The sequence below is a fragment of the Shewanella inventionis genome, assembly GCF_019931735.1.
Lineage (GTDB): Bacteria > Pseudomonadota > Gammaproteobacteria > Enterobacterales > Shewanellaceae > Shewanella > Shewanella inventionis.
The window spans coordinates 1465763-1489518 of record NZ_CP082926.1 but is presented as its reverse complement, the minus strand read 5'-3'; the positions used below and the strand labels follow the sequence as shown (position 1 = coordinate 1489518).

The 23756-nt window shown below is 42.6% G+C and carries 22 protein-coding genes and 1 riboswitch; of the genes, 6 read left to right on the top strand and 16 right to left on the bottom strand.

Annotation, left to right across the window (positions count from 1 at the left end; genetic code table 11):
- The first annotated feature begins 143 nt into the window (after positions 1 to 143).
- Positions 144 to 1049 (top strand): LysR family transcriptional regulator, encoded by a 906-nt coding sequence (locus K8B83_RS06795; RefSeq protein ID WP_188738457.1) that lies wholly within the window; start codon positions 144 to 146, stop codon positions 1047 to 1049.
- Here K8B83_RS06795 and K8B83_RS06790 read toward each other — a convergent pair.
- From K8B83_RS06790 to K8B83_RS06765, 6 genes are all read right to left on the bottom strand, one after another.
- Positions 1029 to 1769, bottom strand: coding sequence for an HDOD domain-containing protein (locus tag K8B83_RS06790; protein ID WP_223420013.1), 741 nt, complete (start codon positions 1767 to 1769; stop codon positions 1029 to 1031). The two genes, K8B83_RS06795 and K8B83_RS06790, sit on opposite strands and share 21 nt — an antisense overlap.
- Before the next feature lie 105 nt (positions 1770 to 1874).
- A complete protein-coding gene (locus K8B83_RS06785) occupies positions 1875 to 3851 on the bottom strand; it encodes a TonB-dependent receptor (protein WP_223419385.1) in 1977 nt (658 codons plus the stop codon).
- Between the two features lie 132 nt (positions 3852 to 3983).
- A riboswitch (cobalamin riboswitch) is annotated at positions 3984 to 4175 on the bottom strand.
- 129 nt (positions 4176 to 4304) lie between these two features.
- On the bottom strand, positions 4305 to 4970 hold the full coding sequence (locus K8B83_RS06780) for a hypothetical protein (protein ID WP_223419383.1): 666 nt from the start codon (positions 4968 to 4970) through the stop codon (positions 4305 to 4307).
- A gap of 151 nt (positions 4971 to 5121) precedes the next feature.
- Entirely contained in the window at positions 5122 to 5433 is a 312-nt protein-coding gene (locus tag K8B83_RS06775; RefSeq protein ID WP_223419381.1) for a DUF3622 domain-containing protein, read from the bottom strand.
- Between the two features lie 126 nt (positions 5434 to 5559).
- Positions 5560 to 7476 carry a peptidase U32 family protein gene (locus K8B83_RS06770; protein ID WP_223419379.1) on the bottom strand — a complete coding sequence of 639 codons (1917 nt, stop codon included), beginning with the start codon at positions 7474 to 7476 and terminating at the stop codon, positions 5560 to 5562.
- A gap of 176 nt (positions 7477 to 7652) precedes the next feature.
- Complete coding sequence (locus tag K8B83_RS06765; protein ID WP_188738466.1) at positions 7653 to 8219, bottom strand: phosphoribosyltransferase; 567 nt, start codon at positions 8217 to 8219, stop codon at positions 7653 to 7655.
- Between the two features lie 246 nt (positions 8220 to 8465).
- On the opposite strand from K8B83_RS06765, the gene K8B83_RS06760 reads away from it, so the two are divergent.
- Both K8B83_RS06760 and K8B83_RS06755 read left to right on the top strand, forming a co-directional pair.
- The gene (locus tag K8B83_RS06760; protein ID WP_188738468.1) at positions 8466 to 9125 is read left to right on the top strand and encodes a DNA-J related domain-containing protein; all 660 of its coding nucleotides are present in this window, start codon (positions 8466 to 8468) and stop codon (positions 9123 to 9125) included.
- 127 nt (positions 9126 to 9252) lie between these two features.
- Positions 9253 to 9909, top strand: a complete 657-nt coding sequence (locus K8B83_RS06755; protein ID WP_223419378.1) for a thiol:disulfide interchange protein DsbA/DsbL — start codon at positions 9253 to 9255, stop codon at positions 9907 to 9909.
- 102 nt (positions 9910 to 10011) lie between these two features.
- Here K8B83_RS06755 and K8B83_RS06750 read toward each other — a convergent pair whose 3' ends face one another.
- Positions 10012 to 11817: an alpha-amylase family glycosyl hydrolase gene (locus K8B83_RS06750; protein WP_223419376.1), complete on the bottom strand. Its 1806-nt coding sequence runs from the start codon at positions 11815 to 11817 to the stop codon at positions 10012 to 10014.
- 63 nt (positions 11818 to 11880) lie between these two features.
- On the bottom strand, positions 11881 to 12852 hold the full coding sequence (locus K8B83_RS06745) for an aldo/keto reductase (protein ID WP_223419374.1): 972 nt from the start codon (positions 12850 to 12852) through the stop codon (positions 11881 to 11883).
- Between the two features lie 145 nt (positions 12853 to 12997).
- On the opposite strand from K8B83_RS06745, the gene K8B83_RS06740 reads away from it, so the two are divergent.
- The gene (locus K8B83_RS06740) at positions 12998 to 13876 is read left to right on the top strand and encodes a LysR family transcriptional regulator (RefSeq protein ID WP_188738476.1); all 879 of its coding nucleotides are present in this window, start codon (positions 12998 to 13000) and stop codon (positions 13874 to 13876) included.
- Position 13877: 1 nt separating this feature from the next.
- On the opposite strand, the gene K8B83_RS06735 is transcribed toward K8B83_RS06740, so the two are convergent.
- The 5 genes from K8B83_RS06735 to K8B83_RS06715 all read right to left on the bottom strand — a co-directional run bounded on the left by K8B83_RS06735 (position 13878) and on the right by K8B83_RS06715 (position 19428).
- Positions 13878 to 14393, bottom strand: a complete 516-nt coding sequence (locus tag K8B83_RS06735; protein ID WP_223419372.1) for a cytochrome b/b6 domain-containing protein — start codon at positions 14391 to 14393, stop codon at positions 13878 to 13880.
- On the bottom strand, positions 14393 to 14917 hold the full coding sequence (hemG, locus tag K8B83_RS06730) for a menaquinone-dependent protoporphyrinogen IX dehydrogenase (RefSeq protein ID WP_223419370.1): 525 nt from the start codon (positions 14915 to 14917) through the stop codon (positions 14393 to 14395). The genes K8B83_RS06735 and hemG overlap by 1 nt, the downstream gene beginning before the upstream one ends.
- 180 nt (positions 14918 to 15097) lie before the next feature.
- Positions 15098 to 16720 (bottom strand): di-heme oxidoredictase family protein, encoded by a 1623-nt coding sequence (locus K8B83_RS06725; RefSeq protein WP_223419368.1) that lies wholly within the window; start codon positions 16718 to 16720, stop codon positions 15098 to 15100.
- Between the two features lie 103 nt (positions 16721 to 16823).
- Entirely contained in the window at positions 16824 to 17978 is a 1155-nt protein-coding gene (locus K8B83_RS06720; RefSeq protein ID WP_223419367.1) for an imelysin family protein, read from the bottom strand.
- A gap of 52 nt (positions 17979 to 18030) precedes the next feature.
- Positions 18031 to 19428, bottom strand: coding sequence for a PspA/IM30 family protein (locus K8B83_RS06715; RefSeq protein WP_223419365.1), 1398 nt, complete (start codon positions 19426 to 19428; stop codon positions 18031 to 18033).
- Positions 19429 to 19925: 497 nt separating this feature from the next.
- On the opposite strand from K8B83_RS06715, the gene K8B83_RS06710 reads away from it, so the two are divergent.
- A complete protein-coding gene (locus K8B83_RS06710) occupies positions 19926 to 20759 on the top strand; it encodes a TIGR03899 family protein (RefSeq protein WP_188738482.1) in 834 nt (277 codons plus the stop codon).
- Here K8B83_RS06710 and K8B83_RS06705 read toward each other — a convergent pair.
- The 3 genes from K8B83_RS06705 to K8B83_RS06695 all read right to left on the bottom strand — a co-directional run bounded on the left by K8B83_RS06705 (position 20749) and on the right by K8B83_RS06695 (position 22981).
- Complete coding sequence (locus K8B83_RS06705) at positions 20749 to 21354, bottom strand: hypothetical protein (RefSeq protein WP_188738484.1); 606 nt, start codon at positions 21352 to 21354, stop codon at positions 20749 to 20751. The genes K8B83_RS06710 and K8B83_RS06705 overlap by 11 nt on opposite strands.
- 181 nt (positions 21355 to 21535) lie before the next feature.
- On the bottom strand, positions 21536 to 22150 hold the full coding sequence (locus tag K8B83_RS06700) for a glutathione S-transferase family protein (RefSeq protein ID WP_188738486.1): 615 nt from the start codon (positions 22148 to 22150) through the stop codon (positions 21536 to 21538).
- A gap of 153 nt (positions 22151 to 22303) precedes the next feature.
- Positions 22304 to 22981, bottom strand: a complete 678-nt coding sequence (locus tag K8B83_RS06695) for a type 1 glutamine amidotransferase domain-containing protein (protein ID WP_188738488.1) — start codon at positions 22979 to 22981, stop codon at positions 22304 to 22306.
- Positions 22982 to 23288: 307 nt separating this feature from the next.
- Here K8B83_RS06695 and K8B83_RS06690 point away from each other — a divergent pair, with 307 nt between their 5' ends.
- Complete coding sequence (locus tag K8B83_RS06690; RefSeq protein ID WP_188738490.1) at positions 23289 to 23735, top strand: MarR family winged helix-turn-helix transcriptional regulator; 447 nt, start codon at positions 23289 to 23291, stop codon at positions 23733 to 23735.
- Positions 23736 to 23756 lie beyond the last annotated feature (21 nt).

The window sequence follows — 23756 nt, the reverse complement described above, 5'->3', positions numbered from 1 at the left end:
TTTCATTAACTAAAATTAATAGTTAAATATGTAAAAAAACTCATACAGGCGTCTGGACGTCTAGAAGTTTATTGTGGTACTCTGCTGCTATGCAACAGAATTGATTTCATCAGCTAGTTGAGCAAGATTCATGTGGAGAGAAAATGATAGAGCTTAGACACCTTCGCACCTTGATGGCGTTAAAAGAGAGTGGCAGTTTGGCTGGTGCGGCTAAAAAGCGGTTTGTAACCCAGTCGGCGCTTTCTCATCAAATTAAAGAGTTAGAGACTCGTATTAACTCGGCTATTTTTGTGCGTAAAAGTAAACCGTTAACTTTCACTCACGAAGGTGCGCGACTACTGAATTTAGCAGAAGAAATCTTACCTAAGGTGATAGCCACTGAGTCTGATCTTAAACGGGGTCTTGAAGGGGAAAGCCAACAGCTTAAATTGGGCATTGAGTGCCATAGCTGTTTTCGTTGGTTAATGCCGGTGATTGAGCAGTTTAAGCAACATGCTCCTGCGGCGCAGATTGATATTTCAAGCCGTCATTTGTTTGATTCGCTTAATGCATTAGAAACGGGCGGATTAGACATAGTGTTGACCTCAGATCCTGTGCCTGGTCACAGTGTGGCATATCAACATTTGTTTGATTTTGAAGTTAAATTAGTCACAGCAAGTGAGAGCCCATTAGCTAAAAAGGCTTATGTCACCCCAACTGATTTAGCAAAACAAACGTTAATTAGTTACCCAGTACCCTTAGCTCGATTAGACATCTACAAGCACTTTTTAGAACCCGCAGGTGTTGAGCCTGGTGAGCAAAAACAGTGCGAGTTAACCTCAATGTTACTGCAACGAGTGGCCTGTAATGATGGCGTTGCAACACTACCGACTTGGTCAATTCGTGAAAGCCAGGGGTTAAGTTTAACGGCAGTAAAATTAGGTGCAGAAGGACTAAAGCGCCCGTTATTTGGCGCTTATCGCCGCGATGCCACCAATGCTAATTTGATCCAAAAGTGGCTTGAGCTTGTTGCAAGCGAAGGCTTAGCGTTACAGCGGATTAATCAATAAATTGCGTTTAGATAACACACGTCGAAGCACAAGTCCTGCTGAGTCAGGATTTTGTGTTTGACGTAAGTTATGCGCAACCATGAACTCTACTCGTAAATCATCGTCTAGCCCTAGCGATTCAAACGCCTCTAAAGACAGTTTTTGTTGCTGCTGTTCTATTAACGATTTAAGCACTTTTAACGATACAGGTCTGGGCAACTCAGCGTTTAAATAGGCAAATGCTGTTAATGCAATAACCTGCCCAAACACACTAAAAAGCGCTAAGGTTTGCACTTCATCTGCGTCAACGTTTGTGCTTGCGCCAGCGTCGTTATCTTGGCGTAGTAATTCTATACAATCTTGGGCAATTGCTTCATTTAACGCCCAGTAACCTTGCACTAGCTTTTTGTAGGGTTCGGCTAGCTCATCTAGGCGCTCTTTTAAGTAAAACGAAAAAGCGTAACGGTAAATGTTCACCTGCCCTAGGCGGATTAAGGCATCTTTAACACTGCGGCTTTTGGTAGACACCACACCGGCTGCTTGAGCCGTATTGCTGCGCTGCAACAGGTGCGCTGCAAGGGCTGGGTCGGCTGAAACTGTATCAATTACAATACGAATATCGGCTTCGTTAATTAGCGCCTTTTTTAATGGGATCAAAATACCACGACGACCAATGACTTGTTCTTCATTGCCAATAATAGCTTGAACTTGAGTCAGTACTTGTTGTTCAAGGTTTGTCATATGCATCAGTTACCTTAGGTGAATGATTCATTAATTTAACGATATATCAAAATGAAAGCCAGTAATAGTTACTGGCTTTAATGTGCATAACGTTGGCTTTAGCTTTTAAAAGCGGTAGCCGGCAGTGATCCTAAATGAGCGACCCGTACCTGAGTAATAACCGTTGCCATATAAAGAGTAATAGCCTGTTCCAACATAGTCTTCATCGGCGACATTGTCTACACGCACGCTCGCGGTCCATGCATCACGATGATAAGTTAATGCTAGATTAGTCAGTACATAGCTGTCGAGTTTATCACCGGCATTACTATTATCACCTTCCATATAACGATCACCTGTGTATACGGCTTCTACAAAGGTTTGCCAATTATCGGCAAAGTCGTAGCTCATAAACGCTTTGCCTGAGTGCTCAGCCACCCATGACAATGCTTTACCATCGTTTTCGCCTTGGGTAAATTCAGCGTCGATATAGTCATACGATGCCCCCATTAACCAATCTTTAGATAACTGCACTTCGTAACTGGTATTGACACCAAAACGGCGAGACTCGTCGGCGTTAATGTTAGCACCACCACCATATGGGCCGTCGGTGCGGCTAGCGTCATAAACGATTTCGTCTTCTAATTCGAGTTGATATGCATTTATTTTTAACATTTGGGTGGCTGTGGTGTAATCCCAGCCGGCCTCGTATGAGCGACCTGTTTGTGGGTCTAATCCTTGCACATCTAATGGCGTGTATGCTTGCTCATCGACTTTAGCAAAACGGAAGTTATCATTTGCGCGAACATAAAAACGATGCTCAGCACTTGGGCGATAATTAAGCCCAAGTTCAAGTGCGTGAGCGTCGTTGTCGAGCTCGATGCCATTGCTGTACAGCAGTTGATCCGTTAAATCATCGCTGACCTCAGAATAACGGCCACCAACAACATAAGATAAGCTCGATGTTAACGGCACACTGGCCTGTACATAGGCGCTTTGCATGGTTTGTTGGTTATTGCGTTGTAGATACAGGGTGTCAAAATCTGCTTCGCCGCGGCTCACATCAATCCCTGTTACTAGGGCAAGTTCGCCATTAGGCAGTTGATAGTGTGCGGTTGCTTTTGGTGAAAAACTCAATAAATCACGCTCAATGCGCCCTGCACTGCCATACAAAAAACTGTTTGTTGCGCTATCTGAGTAGGTTAAATCAGCACCAAGCGCCCATACATTGGTGAGCTGGTATTGGTAGCCACTGCGCAGCGCTGTGGTGATTTCATGCGCGTATTCGCCCGCAGAAAACGAGGCCACCTGGCGAGGGTTATCTTGATATTGTGCAAGGGTTAATGCACCTGGTGTTTGGCGATCATTATCATAATGGTTTACCTCAATGAAAAAGTCTTCAACCTCTGTTTGGTACTGAATACGGCCTAAAATTGAGCCGGTTTCATTTTCATTGTTGTCACGATAATTATCGCTTTTGTTATAGCTACCCGCTAAAAAGTAGCGCCAAGCCTCATTTATTGAACCAGAAACATCGCCTTTGGCTTCATAGGTATCAAAACTGCCGCCACTGACTTGCAAGCCGCCTGCGGTTTCGGTTGGCGCTTTGGTGATAATGTTAATCACTCCGCCTACGGCTTGATCGCCATATAATACCCCTGCACTACCAGATAAAATTTCAACACGTTCAATTAAGTTAAGCGGAATAGACTCAACGCTTGGTGCTGAAATATCGATATTATTGAGTCGACGACCATCAACCAAAATTAAGGTGTTGTTGACCGCTTGTGAGGCCGAAAAACCGCGCATTGAAAAAACTGCACCAGAATTGTTATCAGAAACTTGTATCCCTGACTGGCCACGGAGTAAATCGGTTAAATTATTGGCGCCGCTCATTTCAATGTCGGCTGCATCAATAACGTTTACATTGGCAGCAATATTAAGCGGGTTGGTTTGATTACGACCGATAACCACTATGGTTTCATCCATGGTTACGCCAGACGCTGAAGATTTGACTGATGTAGGTGCGGCATTAGCATTAACGCTAGTGGCACAAAAAATTGCACTTAATAATAGTGCGATTGTAGTTGGTTTAGTACCCATTTACCTTTAACTCCTAAAAGGAAAAATGGGGCAGTAGCGCCGCAATATTGAGCACCACTTTAGGGGGGAACACTCTGTTTGAGCCCCCTAAAACGGCATAACATCACATCTCGAGATCTGCCCACCGAAATCTTCGAAATCACCTTTATGGCCGGTCTCCGGACTGAGGTTGCGGTACTTAACTGTACACTCGAGCGAAGATGGATTTTCATCAAGGCTCTCACCAATCACCGTTGCGGGGGCAGTACCAGACTTTCACTGGTTTCCCGATTCTCCAATTGAGCTAATAACACTCACCTTGGCACCGTAAAGATTGACTAAACGTTTAAATATAAAATAAAAATGGCTTCATGTAGCACAGCCGTAAACACCGGCAGGATTATAACGGAATAGTCGTTTAGCTGATAGGTTAAAAGCAGGAAAACAACGCGCGTATTATTCACGTTAACAGCGTTAATGCTCTGCCATAAAATCGCGATAATTGCTTTGGGTAATAGGCACTGTATCTTTGGTGAACACCGCGGTACGAATCGACTTATGCACCAGGTATATGTTTTCATTATCGCTGATAACCGTAAAGTAGCCCATTTCACCACGCGGGCTGGTAATGTAAGAGGCCGATACCACTGCTGAAGCATTATGGATATTGGGCATACTGGTGCAGCCTAATAATCCGTGCACGGCTTCATAACCTTCTATTTTCATGCTACCTAATGGTTGGTAAATCACTTCGCCCTGGCAATGTTCTTTGTAGGTGTCGGCCATTGAATCTAAAAATTCTGCGGGTTCAATGTCTTCTGCAAGCCCATTAAATCCTTGCATGCACATTAGGTTAGACCAATCATTTAGGGTTTCGTTGGTGGGGATAAATTCGGCCATGGTCATGTCGCCGCGTTTTTCGTCAAACGCCAACTTCCATGAAAGAGGAGGTAAAAAGCCGAAAGTTTTAGATACTGTGGTGAGGCGTTTTACATCGCTAGACATAACAAGCACGCCAGATGAGTCACTTTGAGGTTCCAAGGTAACCAATGCTGGTGAAGATGCGTACGCGGTGTGAGGCAATAGACTAGCTATTCCTGAGCACCCCGCGTAGCAGATAAATGCTGCGATTTTGTTCATCCCAATAACATCCTTGCAAGGAATTAGTGTGTTTAAAAATCATTCTAATTAAGTATATCCTATCCTGAACATACCGTAATTAAAACATATCCATAACATTTAGCTATTTCTAGCCGAGCATATCTGTAGCATTTACCTATTAAAGCAGCATTTAGTTGAAGTCGTCTTCGTCTTCTTCGTCAACGATTTCGTCTTCATCTACAGCAGATTCTGCAGCGATAGCAGCCGCTAAGCTTTTTGCCTTAAGGTGTTTTTCAGTTTTACGCTTGTTACGGTCAGCCTGCTTTGACAAAAAACCTTGTAAAGCCTGTTCGCCCCATGCAATGGCTTCTGCTTCTGTGGCAAAACCATCTTGGCTTTTAGACACTATGGTTTTTGTCGCTGTCATACGACGAGTGATTTCGGTTTTCCACGTGTTTTCAACTTGTGTTACACGTAAACCATACTTTTTGCTATCGCTCATAATCTTTTCAATCCTACTTTGGGTATCACGGGACAAAACCCATGAAATTTCAGCCGCGCAGTGTACTCGATACTCACGAGTTTGGGCAGCTATTTTGGTTATTTTTAACGCTTTTTTGTGATGGCGTTATTGCTGCTTCACTAACTGGTTAGAACCGACAATCATCATTTCACATTTGTAGCAGTCAAACACCAGTTTTAACTTATCTTTACCTACATCTAAAAACATTGGCTCTGCTTTAATGCCTTCAACTTCTTTAGGGCATAAATTAAAGCTGTAACGCAAACAGTGTTTAGTAACCATTAATGGCGCGTCATGCAGTACGGTGTTTTTTTCGTAGGTGTCTTCGATTTGAATAACACCATGTTGCTCGTAAAACGATTTGGCTTTTTCGTTGGCCACGTTAGATAAAAAGCTCAATGCTTTTTGTGGAAAACGGGCCGTTTTATCATGCACCCAGCGCTCAGGACGTTGATAAGCGGCAACCCTTGCGGCCATTAATGCGCTTACTGCATCGCGGCGAAGTTCGTTTACCATTGAGGCCGGTAAAAACCACATTTGCTCGGTTTGTAAGTTAATTTTATTGAGTACAAAGTCACTGTTACCTAATTTGCCTAATTGCTTTTTAAGGTTGTCAGCGGTTTTAGCTTGATCGTTTGCAGGCGCTTTATCGCAGGCGAGCGTTACGGTTGCGCTAATATTATGCACATCGGTAATGGTTAATCCTACGCCATCATCGGTATCAAAAAACTGCATATCAACGGCAATTTTGCGGCTTGCTGAGTCTTTGTTTAGTGTGGCTTCAAATTTATGGTCGAAGTTACGAAACATCATTACACCGACTTTTAAATCTTTTGGCACCTCAGTTAAAAACAGAGTATTGCCGTCGGCACGATTAACACGCAAACCAGACAACTTGTCGTCTGACAAACGCTGAGTTTCGTAATGTTCAACGAAGTAACATAAGCCATCACCGTTGTTAAACTGAATGTCTTTGCCGCTCTCTTTGGTGTCAATTTTGATAAAGTCTTTACCGACCTGGCTAATGCGACCGATTTTTTCGCCAATAAATTTAGGCGAGCTAAAATGCTCAATGGCTTCGGTGCGCTCGTTAACAAAGTAATCAGTTTTACCGCGGTTAAAGCTTTTATCTGGGTCGGGCGTAAAATTAAACTCGCAGCGACCATGAGATATAGATTCTAAATCATTGCGTTTGGCAATAATGGCATCTAATTGCTGACGATAATGCGCTGTGACGTTTTTAAGATAGGTAATGTCTTTTAAGCGCCCTTCAATTTTAAACGAGCTAATACCGGCATCGATTAAGGCTTCTAGGTTATCGGTTTGGTTGTTGTCTTTAAGTGACAATAAATGCTGGTTTTCAGCTAATACATCACCGTCACGCGTGGTTAAATTACACGGTAATCGACACATTTGTGAGCATTCGCCACGGTTAGCACTGCGGTTTGAGTACGCGTGGCTTAAATTACATAACCCACTGTAGCTTACACATAAAGCACCATGAATAAAGAACTCTAGCTTCATTTTAGTGCTGGCGGCAATATCACGAATTTGCGGAATGTTCAGCTCGCGAGCCAACACCACCTGCGAAAACCCAACCTGCTCTAAAAAGACGGTTTTTTCAGGGCTGCGGTTATCGGTTTGCGTACTGGCATGCAAAGCAATTGGCGGTAAATCTAGCTGTAAAACGCCCATGTCTTGAATGATCAAGGCATCAACGCCGGCTTCGTAGAGTTCCCATATGAGTTTTTGCGCTTTTTCTATCTCGTTGTCCATTAAAATGGTGTTTAATGCCACAAACACCTGGGCATGGTAACGATGTGCAAACTCAGCCAGGCGAGCAATATCTTCAACACTGTTACCAGCATTGTGACGTGCGCCAAACGCTGGGCCACCAATATAAACTGCGTCAGCACCATGACGGATAGCTTCAATGCCGTAATCAGCATTTTTGGCTGGGGCTAGCAGTTCAAGTTGGCGCTTTACAGGTGCCTCTGGGGTAAACAATTCTACAGAAACCATAATGTTAACTAAATTTCGCTCAATTCTGATAAAAAAGTGCGCCAACATACTGATATTGTCTCATTGACATTAGTATGTTGACGCACTCGCATTGTTTTGTATTTTAGCAAACTTTAAACAAAGTTCTAAGTAAAATCGTGTTTATATAAGCCACAAGCTTGAGATAACAATGGGGCTTATAAAAACAGGTCTTGAATGTTTTTAAAGTCAGATTTGCCTTCGGCGATTTCTTTAGGATCCAACCCCGATACCTCATGCGGAAACACTAACCAGTCTTCAGATGAATGAATAAAATAGTCAGGTTTTAAATCCACTTTGGTGTTTTTAGGTTTGTAATAGGGACAAGCTATGCGAATGTCGTTGGGTACGTTTAAGCGCATGAACTTTTTAAGCTTACCAATCAGTGCATCAATACTGCGGCCCGAGTCAAACACGTCATCAACAATGAGCAAGCCATCGCTGGCATTAGCATTTTCAATAATATAATGCAGGCCGTGCACTTTAATGTTTTTATCTTGCTTGTCGGTACCGATGCCGTAATAAGATGAGGTGCGTACCGCAATGTGGTCAGTTTCGACTTTTTTAAAGTCGTAATACTCTTGCACAGCAATACCAATTGGAGCTCCGCCGCGCCAAATACCAACTATAAACTGAGGTCTAAAACCACTGTCATACACTTGCGCAGCCAGTCTAAATGAATCTTCTAAAAGTTGTTGTGCGCTAATATAGTGTTTATCGGTCATTACTGAAGCCCCCTGTTAATTTGTTGTCGGGAATTTTATACCAAATAAAAATATCTTGCCTGTAAGAATCAAAATTAATTGATCAAAGTCTTAAATGGCTGATTTAACGCAACAGTTTACAGCCTAAATATGACCAACTTCCCCTCCCATAGTTGGTAATATCTGCTTGTCATTCACGGGGGCTATGGCATAGTGTTTTTTAACCATTCGTTAACGATATCGCCAGTTTAGGATGAATTAACCGTTATGTTGCTCGACAAAAACTTACAAAATCATTCACAAACGACCTTGTCTGATGCGGCATCCGCTCGCGAACTCAACGCGCCAAAAAGCGACAATCCATTGATTTGGCCTGTATTAACCTTATTAAAATCCTCCAATCAAAGCTGGAAAGTGCACCATTTAGCCAGTGAGTTGCAAATTAAAGGCTTAATGCATGACCTTGATCCATTACCAGAAAAGGATCTGTTTAAGCGTAACTTTTTATTAATGAATGCACTCTACGAATTACAAGATATGTTAATGCCAAGGCAATGGTTGCAAGTAAAAGCCATGGATATACAAATTTTTAGAATTATTCCGGCTAACGCTGATATCGAACATGTTAGAGACGGCGCCTTGCGTGATTACTACCTTGATTGGAGTAATTACGATGCCAGTGTCAATGTGGTGCGCGAGATGTTGGAGTCGTTCTGGTCAAGCTATCAGCAATACATTGGTGTTAATGTTAAATTAATGAACAAGGGCCATGCGTTAAAAGTGTTTGAGCTTGATGAAACGGCCACCGACAGAGAGATCCGTAAACAGTGGCGTAAACTCGCCCTTAAATGGCACCCAGATAGAGACGAAGGTGATGTGGAGCGATTTCGTCAGGTATGCGAAGCCTGGCAAACGCTTCGAGAATAACCGTTATCACTGAAGTTTTTTTCGTAAATAACAACTCGATCACACTAATTTTCCCGTTGCGGCCGAGCATTTATGCCATCATTAGTTAACGCGTTTTCAAGTCAATTATCTCCGTTTTGAGGTTTTCATGTTTAAATATTTAGTTTTAGCCGCCACCTTAGCGATGACTCCGATCACCAGTTTTGCTGCACAGTTTGTTGAAGGTAAACACTACACTCAAATATCAAATATCATGGTACCAACTGAGCCAAAAGTGACCGAGTTTTTCTCTTTTTATTGCCATAACTGCTTCAATATGGAAAGCCAGTACCTACCAGAAATCAAAAAAGGCTTAGACAAAAAAATCGCCTTTGACACTAAGCACGTCGACTTTATGAACAGTGATTTGGGTACTGAAGTGATGCGTTCTTTAGCGGTAATTCACGAACTCGATAACAAAGAAGCACTAAAAATTGCCATGTTTGGTGCTATTCAAGGTAAAGACAATAATGCTGGCCATGATCATAGCGCTGCAGGCCATGAACATAAGTCGCTGATTAACAGCCGTGATGACATTAAAAAGGTATTTGCCGACTTTGGCGTTGATGCTAAACAATATGATGATATTGCCGACAGCGACGCAACCGATAACAAACTCAGTTTATGGCGTCAGCAGCAGGTCATGTACGCAGTGCAAAGTGTGCCTGCTTTTATTGTTAACGATAAATACGCAATTAACTTAAATGAAATGCGCACGCTCGATGACATTATTGGCTTGATTAACTATCTAGCATTAAAGCAATAATTAGCTTCAATAAATCAATAAAAATGGCTATCTGATGATAGCCATTTTTTTTATCTACTTTGCGCTAAGTTTTAGTATTAATTCTTGAGCTTTATACCTAAATCATGGCTGATTCGTGTAAATAGCGTAGCTTAATCTTGGCAGAGTAATGCTCAAGCCTGTCGCGCTATCATTTATCTCAGGCTGTTGCTGACCCCAACTGTGAAGCAACCGATAAGACAATGCCGCACTGGGTAATTCTATGCTCTGTGCTTGCTCGCCACTATTTAACACTATCAAGATTTCAGCACCGGTTGCTTTATCAACGCGCGCAAAGGCAAACATGGGTGAATCGGTTTGATAAAAACGGTCTTGATACTCACCACGGCGCAGTAAAATATGCTGCTTTCGTAACACACTCAATTGTGCAATGGCCTGATATAGCGGGTGTTGAGTGTCAAAGTTATCGTTTGCGGTAGTGGCCTTTGTGCCTAATAAGATATTGTCATTATAGCTAGCCACTTGTGAGGCAAACATGTCTTCTCGTGCGTGTATATCATTGCCATCACCAGTGAAGCCCTGCTCATCACCATAATAAATCACTGGTATGCCACGAGATAAAAACATAAATGCATGCGATAAAATACTGCGTTGCAGTTTGTCTTCAGCTGGCATATCTGGGTTAGCTTGGTTAATAAAATACCCCGTACGCCCCATGTCGTGATTACCTAAAAAGGTCATTAACAAATCAGCCTGGCTGTCGTGGTCTTGATAAAGACTGTCTTGGGCAAATAATTGCTGGGCTAATTCTGGGCTTTTTTTACGGTAGAAAATATCTGCCGCAGCTTGCTGAAATGCAAAATCGAGTACTGACGGCAGCTTGCCCTCAGTAGTGTACAAGCTTAATACTTTTGGGTCTGGTGCATAGACTTCGCCAAAAACATGAAACTGTGGGATGCCCTGTGCTTTAGCAAAATTAACAATTTCTGGGCTAAAGGTTTGCCAAAATGATAAATCGACATGTTTAACCGTGTCGATCCTAAAACCATCTGGCTTAAATTCTTTAATCAAATTTTGGTAAATCTCAATCATGCCACTTAGCACTTCTGGGTGGGCAGTGTTTAGGTCATCGAGTCCATTAAAATCGCCATTTAATGAACTCTCGCCTTTAAAGGTACTGTCGCCCTGATTATGATAAAAACGTGGATCATTTAACCACTTTGGCACCTTAACTTCGGCCTCGCCTGCTGGAATAAATGGCGTGTATTTGTCACCTTTTGCGAGTTGATCTAACGATTTATATTCACATTGTGTATTGGGAGTAATAAATTCGCCCGACGCTTGGTGACACTCTTGATATTTGATCACATCAGCGGTGTGGTTAGTAATAATGTCGAAAAATACTTTAATACCACGTTGATGCGCTGCGTTAATAAGCTGCTTTAAATCGGCATTACTACCAAAATGTGGGTCGATTTCAGTAAAGTCGACAATCCAGTAGCCGTGATGGGCAATGCCGTCGGTTTGAATGGCTTTATTGCGCAATAACGGCGTCATCCAAATGGCTGTAATGCCGAGGTTTTGTAAGTAATCGAGTTTTTGCTCAATGCCAGTTATGTCGCCACCATGAAAGCCGCGAGGATGAGTTAAGTCCAATCCACCCGCCGATATTTTGTGGCTTAACGAGCCATTATCATTGATGCTGTTACCGTTATAAAAGCGATCGGGCAACACAAAATAAAAAATATCGTCGCGTACATCTCGATGTAAATAATCTTGGTAAATATCTGGCGCTGTTTGCCCTTTGAGCTCTGCGTTACCCGATTTTACATCGGCAAGGTGCGGAGCATGTTCGGTGTCAATGTGCGACGGCTGACAAGCGGATAGCAGTAGAGCTGCTGTAACAAGTGTGGCTATTTTTGTATCCATACGGCCTCTTATAGTTATTATTTGTGCTGATTAACGGGTAACACCCTATCGATACAGCAATAATTAAGGTAACTCTTGTCCCTTAGCGCTGACATACAATGCGTACCAGTGCTCACGACTTAGCGATACGTTTGCAACTTGCGCACAAGCCTTAATGCGCTCAAGGTTAGTGGTACCAATAACGGGTTGAATTTGACTTGGATGTAACATCAACCAACTGAGTAAAATGGCTTCTGGGCTGACACTATAGTCAGCGGCTAACCTTGCCACAAGTTGGCTGGTTTGCTTTACCGCTGCAGAGGGAGTTGAGCTTGCATTGCCCGTGTAAATCCCCTGGCATAAACTGCCCCAGGCCTGAAGCTGAATATGATGTTGATTGCAATATTCGATAGTACCTGCGGTGAAATTAATGTCTTTACCATCTTGATTACCAGCATAAACGGTTTCGTCTACCCAGGCATGTTTTTGCAAGCTCATTTCAATTTGGTTGACCACTAAGGGCTCATCTAGCACTCGTTGTAAGGCATTCATTTGATGTTGCTGCATATTAGACACACCAAGAAAACGCACTTTGCCCGCAGCCTTAAGCTGATGAAATGTCTCTGCAATTTCGGTTACTTGCATTAATGGATCTGGTCGATGAAGCAGTAAAACGTCGATATAGTCTGTGTGTAATTCAGTTAGGCTTTTTTCAACACTGTGGTTGATCCAGGCTGAGGATAAATCGTAACGTTTAGGCCCCTTGTTGTCTTCAAACCTAATGCCACATTTAGTTTGCAAATAAAGTTTATCGCGTAGCGAAGCTTGCTGCTTTAACACTTGACCAAAAACGGTTTCGGCTTTGCCAAAGGTATAGATGTCGGCATGGTCAAAATAATTAATCTGGTTATCTAATGCGGTATCAATAACCTGGTGAGCTTGTTTAATATCGTCAGCGCAAATAGCGTTATTGTTCCAACCGCCACCTAGGCCCATGCAGCCATACACGAGTGAACTGACGTTAGGTAATACATTTTGTAAGGGTAAACGAGACATGTTAGTGCTCTTATTTTTGCATTGGTGACTGATAGTTTATGAGATGTAGAATAAAAATGAAGAGCAAAAAACAAAATCATTGTTTGATATAGCTACCAATTAAAGATTACAGTTCTTTATAAATTACTATCTTGAGTGAGTACGCATGAGTCGAGAACACAAAAAATTTGAGCGATTATTTTTGTTCAGTGAGGTGGCTAAACAACTTAGCTTTACCGAAGCGGCAGCGACATTAGGGATCTCAAGAGGCTACCTTTCAGAGCAAATAAGGCAACTCGAAAAAGAGATGGGGCGGGCATTACTCATCCGCACTACTCGCAGTGTTAGGCTAACAGCTCAAGGTGAAATGATTTTAGCCAGCATGAGCCAGGTAAAAGCAGACTTACTGATGCTTGGTAAACAAATTCGCCACGATAATGAGGATATTGTCGGGCGGATCCGCATCACCGCGCCGAGCCAATTTACCCAACGATATTTATTAGACATTTGCCACGAGTTTACTGTGCGCCATCCACAAGTGCATTTCAGTATTGATTGCAGCTATACCTTATTTGATCTGGCCAAAAACGATTTTGATCTGGCTTTTAGAGCCACTCAAAATCCACCACAAAATATGGTCGCTAAAAAGTTATTTGATTATCAGCAAGTGTGCTGTGCGGCGCCTGAGTATCTTAAAAAAGCGGGCATTCCTAATAAAATTGATGATTTACATCAGCACCAATGCTTAACGTCGGCAGAACAAAGTCAGTGGTGCTTTAGCAATAAAAACATCGCCATTAATAGCTTTATGAGTGTCAACGATAATCATATGCTAAAAACCCAAGCCTTACTGGGTAGAGGAATTATCTTAGGTCCTCATTATCTTGTTGATAAAGAGTTACAACAAGGCACATTGCAGGCAATTTTGACCCATGAAACCATGAGCCAATCGGCCACTTATATTGTGCATCCGCAAATAATTAATCAGTCAGCCAGATTGAGCAGCTTTATTAAATTTACCCTTGAGTGGTTTGGAACAGCGTAAATTAGTCAAAAAACGCTCTAATGTGCAGCAGTGCTAATAAGCAATGCACAACAATAAAACCAATAAAAGCATGAACAAAAACAATATGGTAATGACGCCATGCTAATGCATTTACAGGCTCTGCTACAAACCATGCAACGCCGGTCATTGCCACCAGCAGTAATATTATAACGCCAAGCCCTTCTATAACGCTGATTAGCCCTTTACCGCCAGAATGAGGTAATTGGCCTCGTAGCAACCCACGCACATCAGCCAGTAGTGGTTTAATATCACGCGTTAACCAGGGGAAAAACAATCGCCATTGCCCGCCGTTACATACTTTGATCAAAAATAGCACGGCCAATATGGCGGTCAACAGGCCGCCATAAACATGAAATAAATCCCAAAAACCCGCGCGATCGGTTAACTGTCTGCCAATGAGTATCCAGGGACTGGTAAAAATCAACAACAAAGACATCAATAACACTAATGCATGTAATATAGCCTCAACACCTTGCCAAACGCGCTTTATGGTCATTACTTGGCCTCAATCATTTGTTGGGCAAATTGATCCACTTTACTCCAATCAGTAAATTCTACTTTAGTGTTGGGATCGGTCGGGCCTTTGGTTATCCACATAATAAAGCGAATGATATTACGGTCCATGGCACCATAACCTTGATAATCTAAATTACCACCAAACACTTGTAGTAGTTTAGGTTGCCACACACTCTGACTTAAAAACTGCTGCATATAGGTGTTTGTTTCTGGGGTGTTTTTAAGCGGTTTACGCGCCACTAAACTCACCGAAAAGAAGCCACTGGGTTTGCTTTCTAGCTCTGCGCGGTGATCGGCAATAAATTGATATAACGCAGGACGATGCTTACCGTGGCGAATACTGGCACCAATAAAGACTTTATCGAACTCGGCTAGCTCGGGCACCTCTGATAACGCTGCTATGGTGACTTGTTGCTGCTGGGCTTCTAGCTTGGCTTTAAGGTATTGGCAAATTTTTTGAGTGTAACCATGGACACTGGAGTGGATCAGTAAAATATGACTCATGCTGACCTCAAATCGAATCATTTAAAAGTAATACAATATCTTAGCCCACTGAATTAAAAATTTACATGAAACTGATCACGCGATAGAAATCCATCCAGATACTGATGTGAGACAGATAACAAAATACCCTAACAGATAAACTGCTAGGGTATATCGTAATGCTAGGGTCTGCTAAGTGGATTATAACGAACGTAAAAACACGATAACTTGATTACGCTCATCTTGACTGAGTTCCATAAAGTCATCGGTTGATTGCTGCGCTTCGCCACCATGCCATAAAATAGCTTCTTCTAGTGTCGCAGCCCTGCCATCATGTAAAAAGCCAGCTTGAGGGTTAACGGTTTGAGTTAGGCCTATCCCCCATAATGGGCGAGTGCGCCACTCATTACCGTCGGCTAAAAAGTCTGGGCGGCCATCGGCCAAACCCTCGCCCATGTCATGTAATAACATGTCACTAAATGGATAAATCGTTTGGCCTTTTAAACTGTCACTCATGGGTAAACCACCAATATCGCCTGAGGTTTTGGTCACAAATGACGGCGTGTGGCAACCGCGGCAATTGAGTTGTTCAAACAGTCGAGCACCTTCACGAACATCACTATCGTCAACATTGCGTCTTGCTGGCACGGCTAATGTTTCGGCATAAAATACCACTGAGTCGCTAAACTCAGCACTGGCCTCAGGCTCGCCATTGGCGTCTTCGCCAGTATCAATAAACCCGGTTCGCGTTAAATAAGAGTCGTGCAAGCTGGTGCCTGCGACACTTTCATCGGGAAGCAGTGGGTTAGTAATACCAATATCACCGCGTAAAGCACCCAACGATTGCACCCGTACACTGGGGGTATTTGCCTTCCACCCAAAGCGGCCCAAAGACACTGGGGTTTCGTCACCTTGCTGCGCTTTTATCGCATCAAATACCCAATTTGCACGGCCTGAAATGCCGTCATTGTTACTGTCGTCAGCATCGACATTTGCCAGAATACTTGCCTCGGGGATGGCTTCAAGTAACCCCAAACCAAACACTGGCATGCCATTACGCCATCCCATTAACACATCGTCTTGCAATAAGTTAGAGGTCACGTTTGCACTTTGTTTTGTTTCACCCGGCGCATCATAAGGGTTTTCAACGTCGAAAGTCGGCTTTTTAAGGCTAACAACAACGCCGTCGGCATAAGTAACATCATGACGTTCATAAGATAAATACACATCAGCCTGCCCAACAAACGCATTGTCTTGCCAATCGGCACGGGCTTTTAATACCCCTCGATGAAAAAGTTGATCGCCAAAATCAGGCACTTTTATTGGGGCGCAATATTGATTGTCTGCTGTACCAATAGTGCAAGGTTGATCGGCCGCTTTGCTTATCCGCAAAAAAATCCCCGCTGAAGAATCAAGCTTAACTCGGGTTTCATCTGCCGCTAAAAAGGGCGTAGAGTTTCGACCATCACGTTGATGACACGAATTACAATCGGCGTTGTTAAACACAGGCCCTAAACCGTCCAGCTCAGGATGTTCACTATTAGGTGCGGTAGTAAATGAGGCTTCAAAGTTTGCATCGCCTTCTAAATGCAGTTCGAGCTCTGCTTCGGTTAAGTTTAATGACGGCGTAGAAAAACCATGACCAGAGTTACTGGCATCAAAGGTTGTGGTATCACCGCCTAAGGCGATGACATCCGTATAAGATGGATAACTCACTGCGGGTGTTGTGGGTGCCGCACTGTCGTCGCCACTGCCGCCACACGCCGTTACTGTTAGCCCCATCAAGGCTAAGAAATAATAAGGTTGTTTAGCAAAATACTTCATTACAGGTCCACTCAAAATTTATCACGCTTAATCTATTATTATATTTTTAAGCGGTTACGATGATATATGGCCTGCACCTTGGTGCAGGCCAAACAAACAGAGGTTATGAATTCCACTGAGACAATAAGGGCAATACATCAGACTCTAGCGAAGTCTGTAGTGTGCTTAATGCATCGACAGCTGCTTGCACTCGTACGCGTCCTTCTTCATCTAAAATGGCTTGGCGAAATGGCATATCAGTGGTGCCTGAAATGGCTTGAATCTTACTGATGGCATCTTCAATTTCGCTCGCCACTCGTGCTGACAATTCGGCATCTGCAGCGGCAACAAAATCAATTAAACCTGTTTTATCGGTTGAGTCAGTAAACTCGCCTTGATAGACATTACGCACACCAATGATGTTGTCGGCAAAATCGGTTAACGAGTTCCAAGAATATTGAGATTCTACTTTTGAGGTGTCCGCTGTTGCTAAAGACTCACCAAATGGGTCAGCAATTTTACCGTTGCCTACCTCATCAACAATGCCAATCATGCCGTTAATTAACTCTTCAATAACCGCAAGCTCAGATGAATAAATAGCATTGTTAGCATCACCTGGGGTTTTAAGCAGTTCGGCATAAGGTAATGCATTGGTGTCTTGTGGGTTGTAACTCACTTGCCACGCGTCATCAAGTTGCACGGCGTAGTCACGAAATACCTCAGCAAGGGCAATCAAATACTCACGCTCTTTGGTGGTCAAGTCAGCAATCTGTTTAGTATTGCTATTTACCCCATCACCAAATAATAGGTATTCCATGGTGTGGAAACCTTGAACATCATCGTTCCAAGCTTTAATGGTGTCGGCATCAAAACCACTGCTGTTATCAAGCTGAGTTTGTAAATCTGTGGTATTGAGCGGCCAGCTGTCTAGATGCGGATCGATACTTAACGAGTCTACCGGTCCAAAAATATGTGATTCACCTTGCTCCCATGGCTGTCTCGCGGCTTTCCAAGCATTTTGTGCGGCTACCAAATCGGCCTGTGATGTTGAGGTTAATAAGGTTTGTGTGGCTAATAGCAGCGCATCACCTTGAGCGGCTAAATCAGCATATCCCGCCACAATCACATCATCAGTAATATTGGTGATCATCTCTGTTGCCGCAAAGCTAAAACCGACCGTTGGGGTTTGGGTATCGTCACTAGAATCTGAACCAGAACCACCACACGCAGACAATGTTGCCACTAATGCTAATGAGATGACGGTGTAGTTAAAACGCATAATAAAACTCCATTTAATATATTTAGGTAGTACGAATTGAAAGTAAGAGGGTTTACAACGAGAATTGATATCCAACACCTAACGCAAAAAAGTTAGTATCTGGAATGCTGGCAACGGCTACCTGATGCAGGCCGCCTTCGGCTTTAATCACAATTTCGGGGATTGGGAAGTAGTTAATACCGACACTGCTCCAGGTATTTTCGTAACGCTTAGTTGCGGTGCCTGTTTCAACGGCCATGAGTGGGTTGGAATAATCGATATTGGCAAATACGGTCATAGGCAAATCAAACCATTGGTCGAGTTTAACCCCTGCCTCAACAAAGAACGACTGTGACTCTGAACCCAATTGTGCGAAGTTGCCCGGCTGTAAACCTGGGGTAGTTTTATTGGCCAAGGTAATGGCATCGGCATTATCTAGTGTGCCATATAAATATTGGCCTCGAAGGATCCATGGTCCTTCAACAAATGCACCCGCAACAGAAACAATGCTAAGTGCGCCATCAACATCTAACTTGTTACTTTTATGTCTGTTACCACTGGTATTACCAAAGTAATACGCCACGCCGACGGCACTGCCGGTTTTAAAATTGCCGTAATCAAGACGACCCGCAAAGGCTAAATCATCAGTGTTGACATGTTCAAAGCGTTTTTGATGGCCAGAGGCAACCCAGTCATATGTGCGGAAGTATTCAGAATTTAAACCACTGACAACCTGAGCCTGATAATGAAAGTCGGCAATTTCACCATACACGCCAATGCCATTTTCATTCCATACGGCTGGCATCATTGCAGCTTCACTTTTATGGCGTTGCACGGTAAAGTATTGATTAGGCTTGTGTAATATACTCGTCAAACCTATAGGTAAATGGATGTTACCAAACTTAATGCCAAACGCTTGGCTTGGCCGGTAGCGGATCTCTGCTTTTTCAACCAGTACTTCACCGCCAGCTTCCACCTCAGACTCAAACTCGCCGAACTCATCAAAGCCGTCATATTCTAATGCGGTACCCGTGCCACCATGTTCATACTCAATTTCAACTTCCATGCTCCAATGATCGGTAAACTGGTATCCAAATTCAGTCACAATACGCTCAAGATCAGTGCGGCTACGTCGTTCGCCAGTGGTATCTTGCACATTGTCGAAATATTCGTCACTAGTGTAATTAGCCGTACCATAAGATTTAAAGCTAAACCGGCTTAAGCGATCATCCGCCTGACTGACTTGCTCAGACACTTTACTAACGTGCTTTTCCACCTCAACATTATTTTGCTGCTGTTGTTTTTGCTCTGCCGCTAGTGAGGCTAATTGCTGTTTAAGTAACGCGATTTCTGCTTCCTGTTTGGCAATGGCTTTTGCTAACGTTTCAGGATCTGTTGCTGCGTTAGCACTGGACATTAAACCCAATACGCCTGCGACGGAGACCGCCAATAAAGTTAACTTTCGATTCATCTATCTCTCCAACAAAACGCATGTTGCGTTAACAATTTGTAAAAATCACAAACGACAATAACGCAATTAGAAATGATTCGCATTAAAATTTACATTAGCCATATCAATTTAATTTACACTAAATTACATTTAACTTAACAACTGGCCATTTTGCGCCACAGTACAACAGTTAACCTAACCAACTAATAAATAATGTTTTTATACATGTCATCGCCGAAAAACAGCGCTATATAGTGAGTGATCATCACAAGTGAATGCGGAGTATTTACTGCACCTAACTCGTTTTTAAGGCTGTGTTAAAAAGTTATCCGGAGTGTTGAGCTCATATTGCTGATATATTTACAGTCCCCTAAACAGTAAACTTTCACTTTGCGGTCGCTGACGGTATTGTGTATTACGCTGAAGGTATGATGGCTTGCTGTTAACTACAATTTGTTTGACCAACAGTGATCAATCACCAATAAAACATTAAAAATAAGTTCAAGTGAGAGTGCGATATGGCTGATATCGATGTAATGGAAATGCCCGATGACAATGCACAGGTGTCTGCGCGAAAAAAAGCGTTATTACTTGGCCGCGTGATTGGTTTAGCCAGTGAAGATGACTATCGCCCGTCAACGGCTTCAATTGCGGAACGTGCCGAACACCGACAACGTAAACAACTCAGTCAACATCAAGCAAACCTTGAGAGTATTTTTGCACTAGCGCTCAATTACACGCCGTCTGATGTGACCGGTATTGAACTCGATCCAGACTGGCGCTATCAGTATTTCCAAATGGCAGAGCAAATTCATAATCGAAAAATGCAAGATTTGTGGGCGAGAATTTTAGCCAGTGAAATCGTTAACCCAGGCAACTTTAGCCTGCGTACTTTAGCCGTATTAAAGCAGCTGACTTTACGTGAAGCGCAAATATTTGAAAAAGCTCTCGGGATGTCGGTCAAAATCAATACCGAGCCCAGATTTAAGCTATTAAGTGGATATAGAGTTAATGGCGGGCTGACACAGTATTTTCGCAAACACAATCAAACCAATTTTGGCTTGTCGCAATTTGGTTTGCCTTATTCAAATATTTTAACACTGGTCGATGCGGGGATTTTACATAAAAGCGAATTTGAAACAGGGCTGTTAACCCGTAATGAAGATATACAACTCAATTTGTGTCATGCCAACATTAACCTAAAACCCAAAGGGCAGCACTTATTGTTTACTTATTATCGATTTACCACGGTAGGAGATGAGTTGTGTCAGCTAATACACGCCAAAAATGATCTCGACTTTATTAATGCAATTAAAACACTGTTAGCCAGAGACTTTTCTATTAACGGTTAACGTCTTCGTAAAGGTGCGAGTATTTAGCTTTGTGTTGATTAAATAAAAATTGCCTTAGTATTTGCCGTGATTCGCCTTCGGCGCTAATTTTAGCCGCCATGATGCCGTTTTCAGTTCTCACTGGCTCAAACTCTAACTCCACATGGTTGCCATTAGGCAAAATAAGCTGTGTGTGCCTTTGTGATTGAGTATCAAGCTCTTTAGGCACCTTGATAGTGATGCCAGAGCTAGAAAGAGACAATACCTCAACAAACTTTGAGGTTTCATTGTCCATCACCTTTACATTTTTTAAGTCATCGATTCGCCAACTGCGTTCAACGCCACGCATATCAACCACTTCTGGCGTGCCTAGCTCAGGTGTAAACTGGCCAAATTCATCTTGTTTTAACTGCAACGGAAACCACAATCGGTAATAGCTGATTTCAGCCAATAAAGTGAGTTTGGCATTACCCAGTATATGAGACAGTATTTGAGGGATTTCAGTGGCAACGCTTAGCGAGTGTTTAGTGAGTACATTATCCGCAGAATTGTCAGACTGCTCTGGCGAAAATACATCGCTAAAGTAAGCTAATTCTTCATCAGATAACGTTGCCATGGATAGTCCTAAACAAAAGTTTTAATTGATGGTGCATTCTAGCACCTTAGTATTAAACAGAACAAATTTTAGACAGCACATTTACCTGCTTTTACCGTGTAAATGAATTGTTTATTTTTTAAACACAAAGGTGAACCATGTTCACCTTTATGTTGATCAAAAAAGCGGCACAAACCGTCGGTTAATTTTCAGCTTCGATTTGTAATGCTTTTTTAAAGGCATTATGAGTTAATAATTGTTGGTAGTATTTGGCAATATTTGGGTACTTTTCAAACTCACCGTTTTGGCCAACAAGCTCAGTGATAAATGACATCATAATATCTGCCCCAGACAGACTGTCGCCCACAAGATAACGCTTACCATCTAGCCTGTGATTAACATAACTGAGCACTTTTGCCGTTTCTGCATCAGCATACCCCCCAATAAAGCGGGTATCTGCACCTTCCATTTTGACAAAAATTTTCAACAATAACGGTAGTGCGGCCGAGCTTTCGGCAAAATGCATCCATTGTAAATAATCAACATAATCTGCACTGCCTTTGGCTGGCATTAACTTGTCCGCGCCATGGGTTTGGATAAGGTATTGTGTAATCGCGCCCGACTCGGCAATGGTAAAACCGTCCGCCTCAAGCACAGGTGATTTACCTAACGGGTGGATTTTTTTGAGCGAGTCTGGCGCTAAAAAGGTTTTAGCATCTCGTTGGTAAGCAACTAACTCATACTCCACACCGAGCTCTTCTAATAACCAAATAATGCGTTTTGAACGTGATTTATTTAAATGATGTAATTTAATCATGTGTCATCCATTCCTATTATAACAACCAGTTTAATGGGCCCAACGACCTATCATTGAGCACCATTTTTATCCATTCTCTGAGCAGCAAACGTGTATTGTTGTCACTGCTAAACGTGCATTAGAGCTTGATTGACCAAATAATTGATGTTGAGATTAGTTAAGTAGCGCCAACATTTTTTCAGCGACGAGCTCTGAAGATGCAGGGTTTTGACCGGTAATAAGTTTACCGTCGACAACCACATATGGGTGCCAATCATCACCTTTTGAATAAACTGCGCCATTGTGTTGCAGCATATCTTCAACTAAAAAAGGCACGACATGGGTTAACTGTACAGCGTCTTCTTCGCTGTTGGTAAACCCGGTGACATTTTTACCTGCAACCAAAGGTGAACCATCTGCTTTTTTAGGGTACTTAAGCACGCCGGGCGCATGACACACAAGCCCAAGTAACTTATCAGCCTGGTAACATTGCTCAATCAGTGCAATTGAATCTTTGTCGTTGGTTAAGTCCCATAAAGGCCCATGGCCACCAGGGTAAAACACGGCATCATAATCAGCAACATTGATTGCCGCGAGCTTGTGAGTGTTGGCCAATAATGCTTGCGCTTTTGTATCGCCAGCAAATCGGCGGGTTGCATCAGTTTGAAAATCGGCTTCATCACTTTTAGGGTCAAGCGGCGGTAAGCCACCTTTTGGTGATGCTAAAACCACTTCAATGCCTTTATCTGCAAATGTATAATAAGGAGCGGCAAGCTCCTCTAACCAAAAACCTGTTTTATGGCCTGTGTCACCAAGTTTATCGTGCGAAGTTAATACCATTAATACTTTCATTTTGTGTCCTTTATTTTGGTCAATATCTGGCTTGAGGTTAATTGTCACGGTTAATGATGTAGTTGCTTGTGATTAGCGCAAAAAATAGAATCGAAAGTGACTTAGCTGTGCGTATGCTTTGTTAACTCTACTCAATAACAATCAAAAAACCATGTCGACTTGTACATAAAAACAGCATGGTCTTTAGTGGTATATACAAGTACACTACTGGAGTCCATTATTAATTCTTAAGCCGTGTTGTACGAAAATATGACTTAGGTTGATCAGATTACATTAATAACCATTTTGAATCGCTGAGCGTCAAATTATGAATGAGCATCCACCTATTCGTCTTAATAATCAGTTTTGCTTTGCCGTTTACTCTACTTCGCTAGCAATTATTCAACTCTATAAGCCTTTGCTTGAGTCTATTGGGTTAACCTACACCCAATACTTGGTCATGCTGATTTTGTGGGAGCAAGACGGCATAAGTTTAAAAAGTGTCGCCACACAACTTGGCCAAAAATCTGGGGCTCTCACGCCGGTAATTAAACGTTTAGAATCCGACGGCCTACTCAAGCGGATCCGAATGACTAATGACGAACGTAAACTGTGTTTACAATTGACTGATTTAGGTCGAGACAAACAACCACAGGCGCAAGCGATTCATAACAATATTGTGGAGCAATGCGGAGTGAGTGTAGAGGAAATGGATCAACTTAAGTTGTTGCTCGATAAATTTAAGGCAAAATTGGTTGATCACATTGATTTTTAATCGTCAACGTTGGCAGCACAA

Coding starts and splice junctions, on each gene's coding strand:
- K8B83_RS06795 (WP_188738457.1), top strand. CDS start 144: ATGATAGAGCTTAGACACCTTCGCACCTTGATGGCGTTAAAAGAGAGT.
- K8B83_RS06790 (WP_223420013.1), bottom strand. CDS start 1,769: ATGACAAACCTTGAACAACAAGTACTGACTCAAGTTCAAGCTATTATT.
- K8B83_RS06785 (WP_223419385.1), bottom strand. CDS start 3,851: ATGGGTACTAAACCAACTACAATCGCACTATTATTAAGTGCAATTTTT.
- K8B83_RS06780 (WP_223419383.1), bottom strand. CDS start 4,970: ATGAACAAAATCGCAGCATTTATCTGCTACGCGGGGTGCTCAGGAATA.
- K8B83_RS06775 (WP_223419381.1), bottom strand. CDS start 5,433: ATGAGCGATAGCAAAAAGTATGGTTTACGTGTAACACAAGTTGAAAAC.
- K8B83_RS06770 (WP_223419379.1), bottom strand. CDS start 7,476: ATGGTTTCTGTAGAATTGTTTACCCCAGAGGCACCTGTAAAGCGCCAA.
- K8B83_RS06765 (WP_188738466.1), bottom strand. CDS start 8,219: ATGACCGATAAACACTATATTAGCGCACAACAACTTTTAGAAGATTCA.
- K8B83_RS06760 (WP_188738468.1), top strand. CDS start 8,466: ATGTTGCTCGACAAAAACTTACAAAATCATTCACAAACGACCTTGTCT.
- K8B83_RS06755 (WP_223419378.1), top strand. CDS start 9,253: ATGTTTAAATATTTAGTTTTAGCCGCCACCTTAGCGATGACTCCGATC.
- K8B83_RS06750 (WP_223419376.1), bottom strand. CDS start 11,817: ATGGATACAAAAATAGCCACACTTGTTACAGCAGCTCTACTGCTATCC.
- K8B83_RS06745 (WP_223419374.1), bottom strand. CDS start 12,852: ATGTCTCGTTTACCCTTACAAAATGTATTACCTAACGTCAGTTCACTC.
- K8B83_RS06740 (WP_188738476.1), top strand. CDS start 12,998: ATGAGTCGAGAACACAAAAAATTTGAGCGATTATTTTTGTTCAGTGAG.
- K8B83_RS06735 (WP_223419372.1), bottom strand. CDS start 14,393: ATGACCATAAAGCGCGTTTGGCAAGGTGTTGAGGCTATATTACATGCA.
- hemG (WP_223419370.1), bottom strand. CDS start 14,917: ATGAGTCATATTTTACTGATCCACTCCAGTGTCCATGGTTACACTCAA.
- K8B83_RS06725 (WP_223419368.1), bottom strand. CDS start 16,720: ATGAAGTATTTTGCTAAACAACCTTATTATTTCTTAGCCTTGATGGGG.
- K8B83_RS06720 (WP_223419367.1), bottom strand. CDS start 17,978: ATGCGTTTTAACTACACCGTCATCTCATTAGCATTAGTGGCAACATTG.
- K8B83_RS06715 (WP_223419365.1), bottom strand. CDS start 19,428: ATGAATCGAAAGTTAACTTTATTGGCGGTCTCCGTCGCAGGCGTATTG.
- K8B83_RS06710 (WP_188738482.1), top strand. CDS start 19,926: ATGGCTGATATCGATGTAATGGAAATGCCCGATGACAATGCACAGGTG.
- K8B83_RS06705 (WP_188738484.1), bottom strand. CDS start 21,354: ATGGCAACGTTATCTGATGAAGAATTAGCTTACTTTAGCGATGTATTT.
- K8B83_RS06700 (WP_188738486.1), bottom strand. CDS start 22,150: ATGATTAAATTACATCATTTAAATAAATCACGTTCAAAACGCATTATT.
- K8B83_RS06695 (WP_188738488.1), bottom strand. CDS start 22,981: ATGAAAGTATTAATGGTATTAACTTCGCACGATAAACTTGGTGACACA.
- K8B83_RS06690 (WP_188738490.1), top strand. CDS start 23,289: ATGAATGAGCATCCACCTATTCGTCTTAATAATCAGTTTTGCTTTGCC.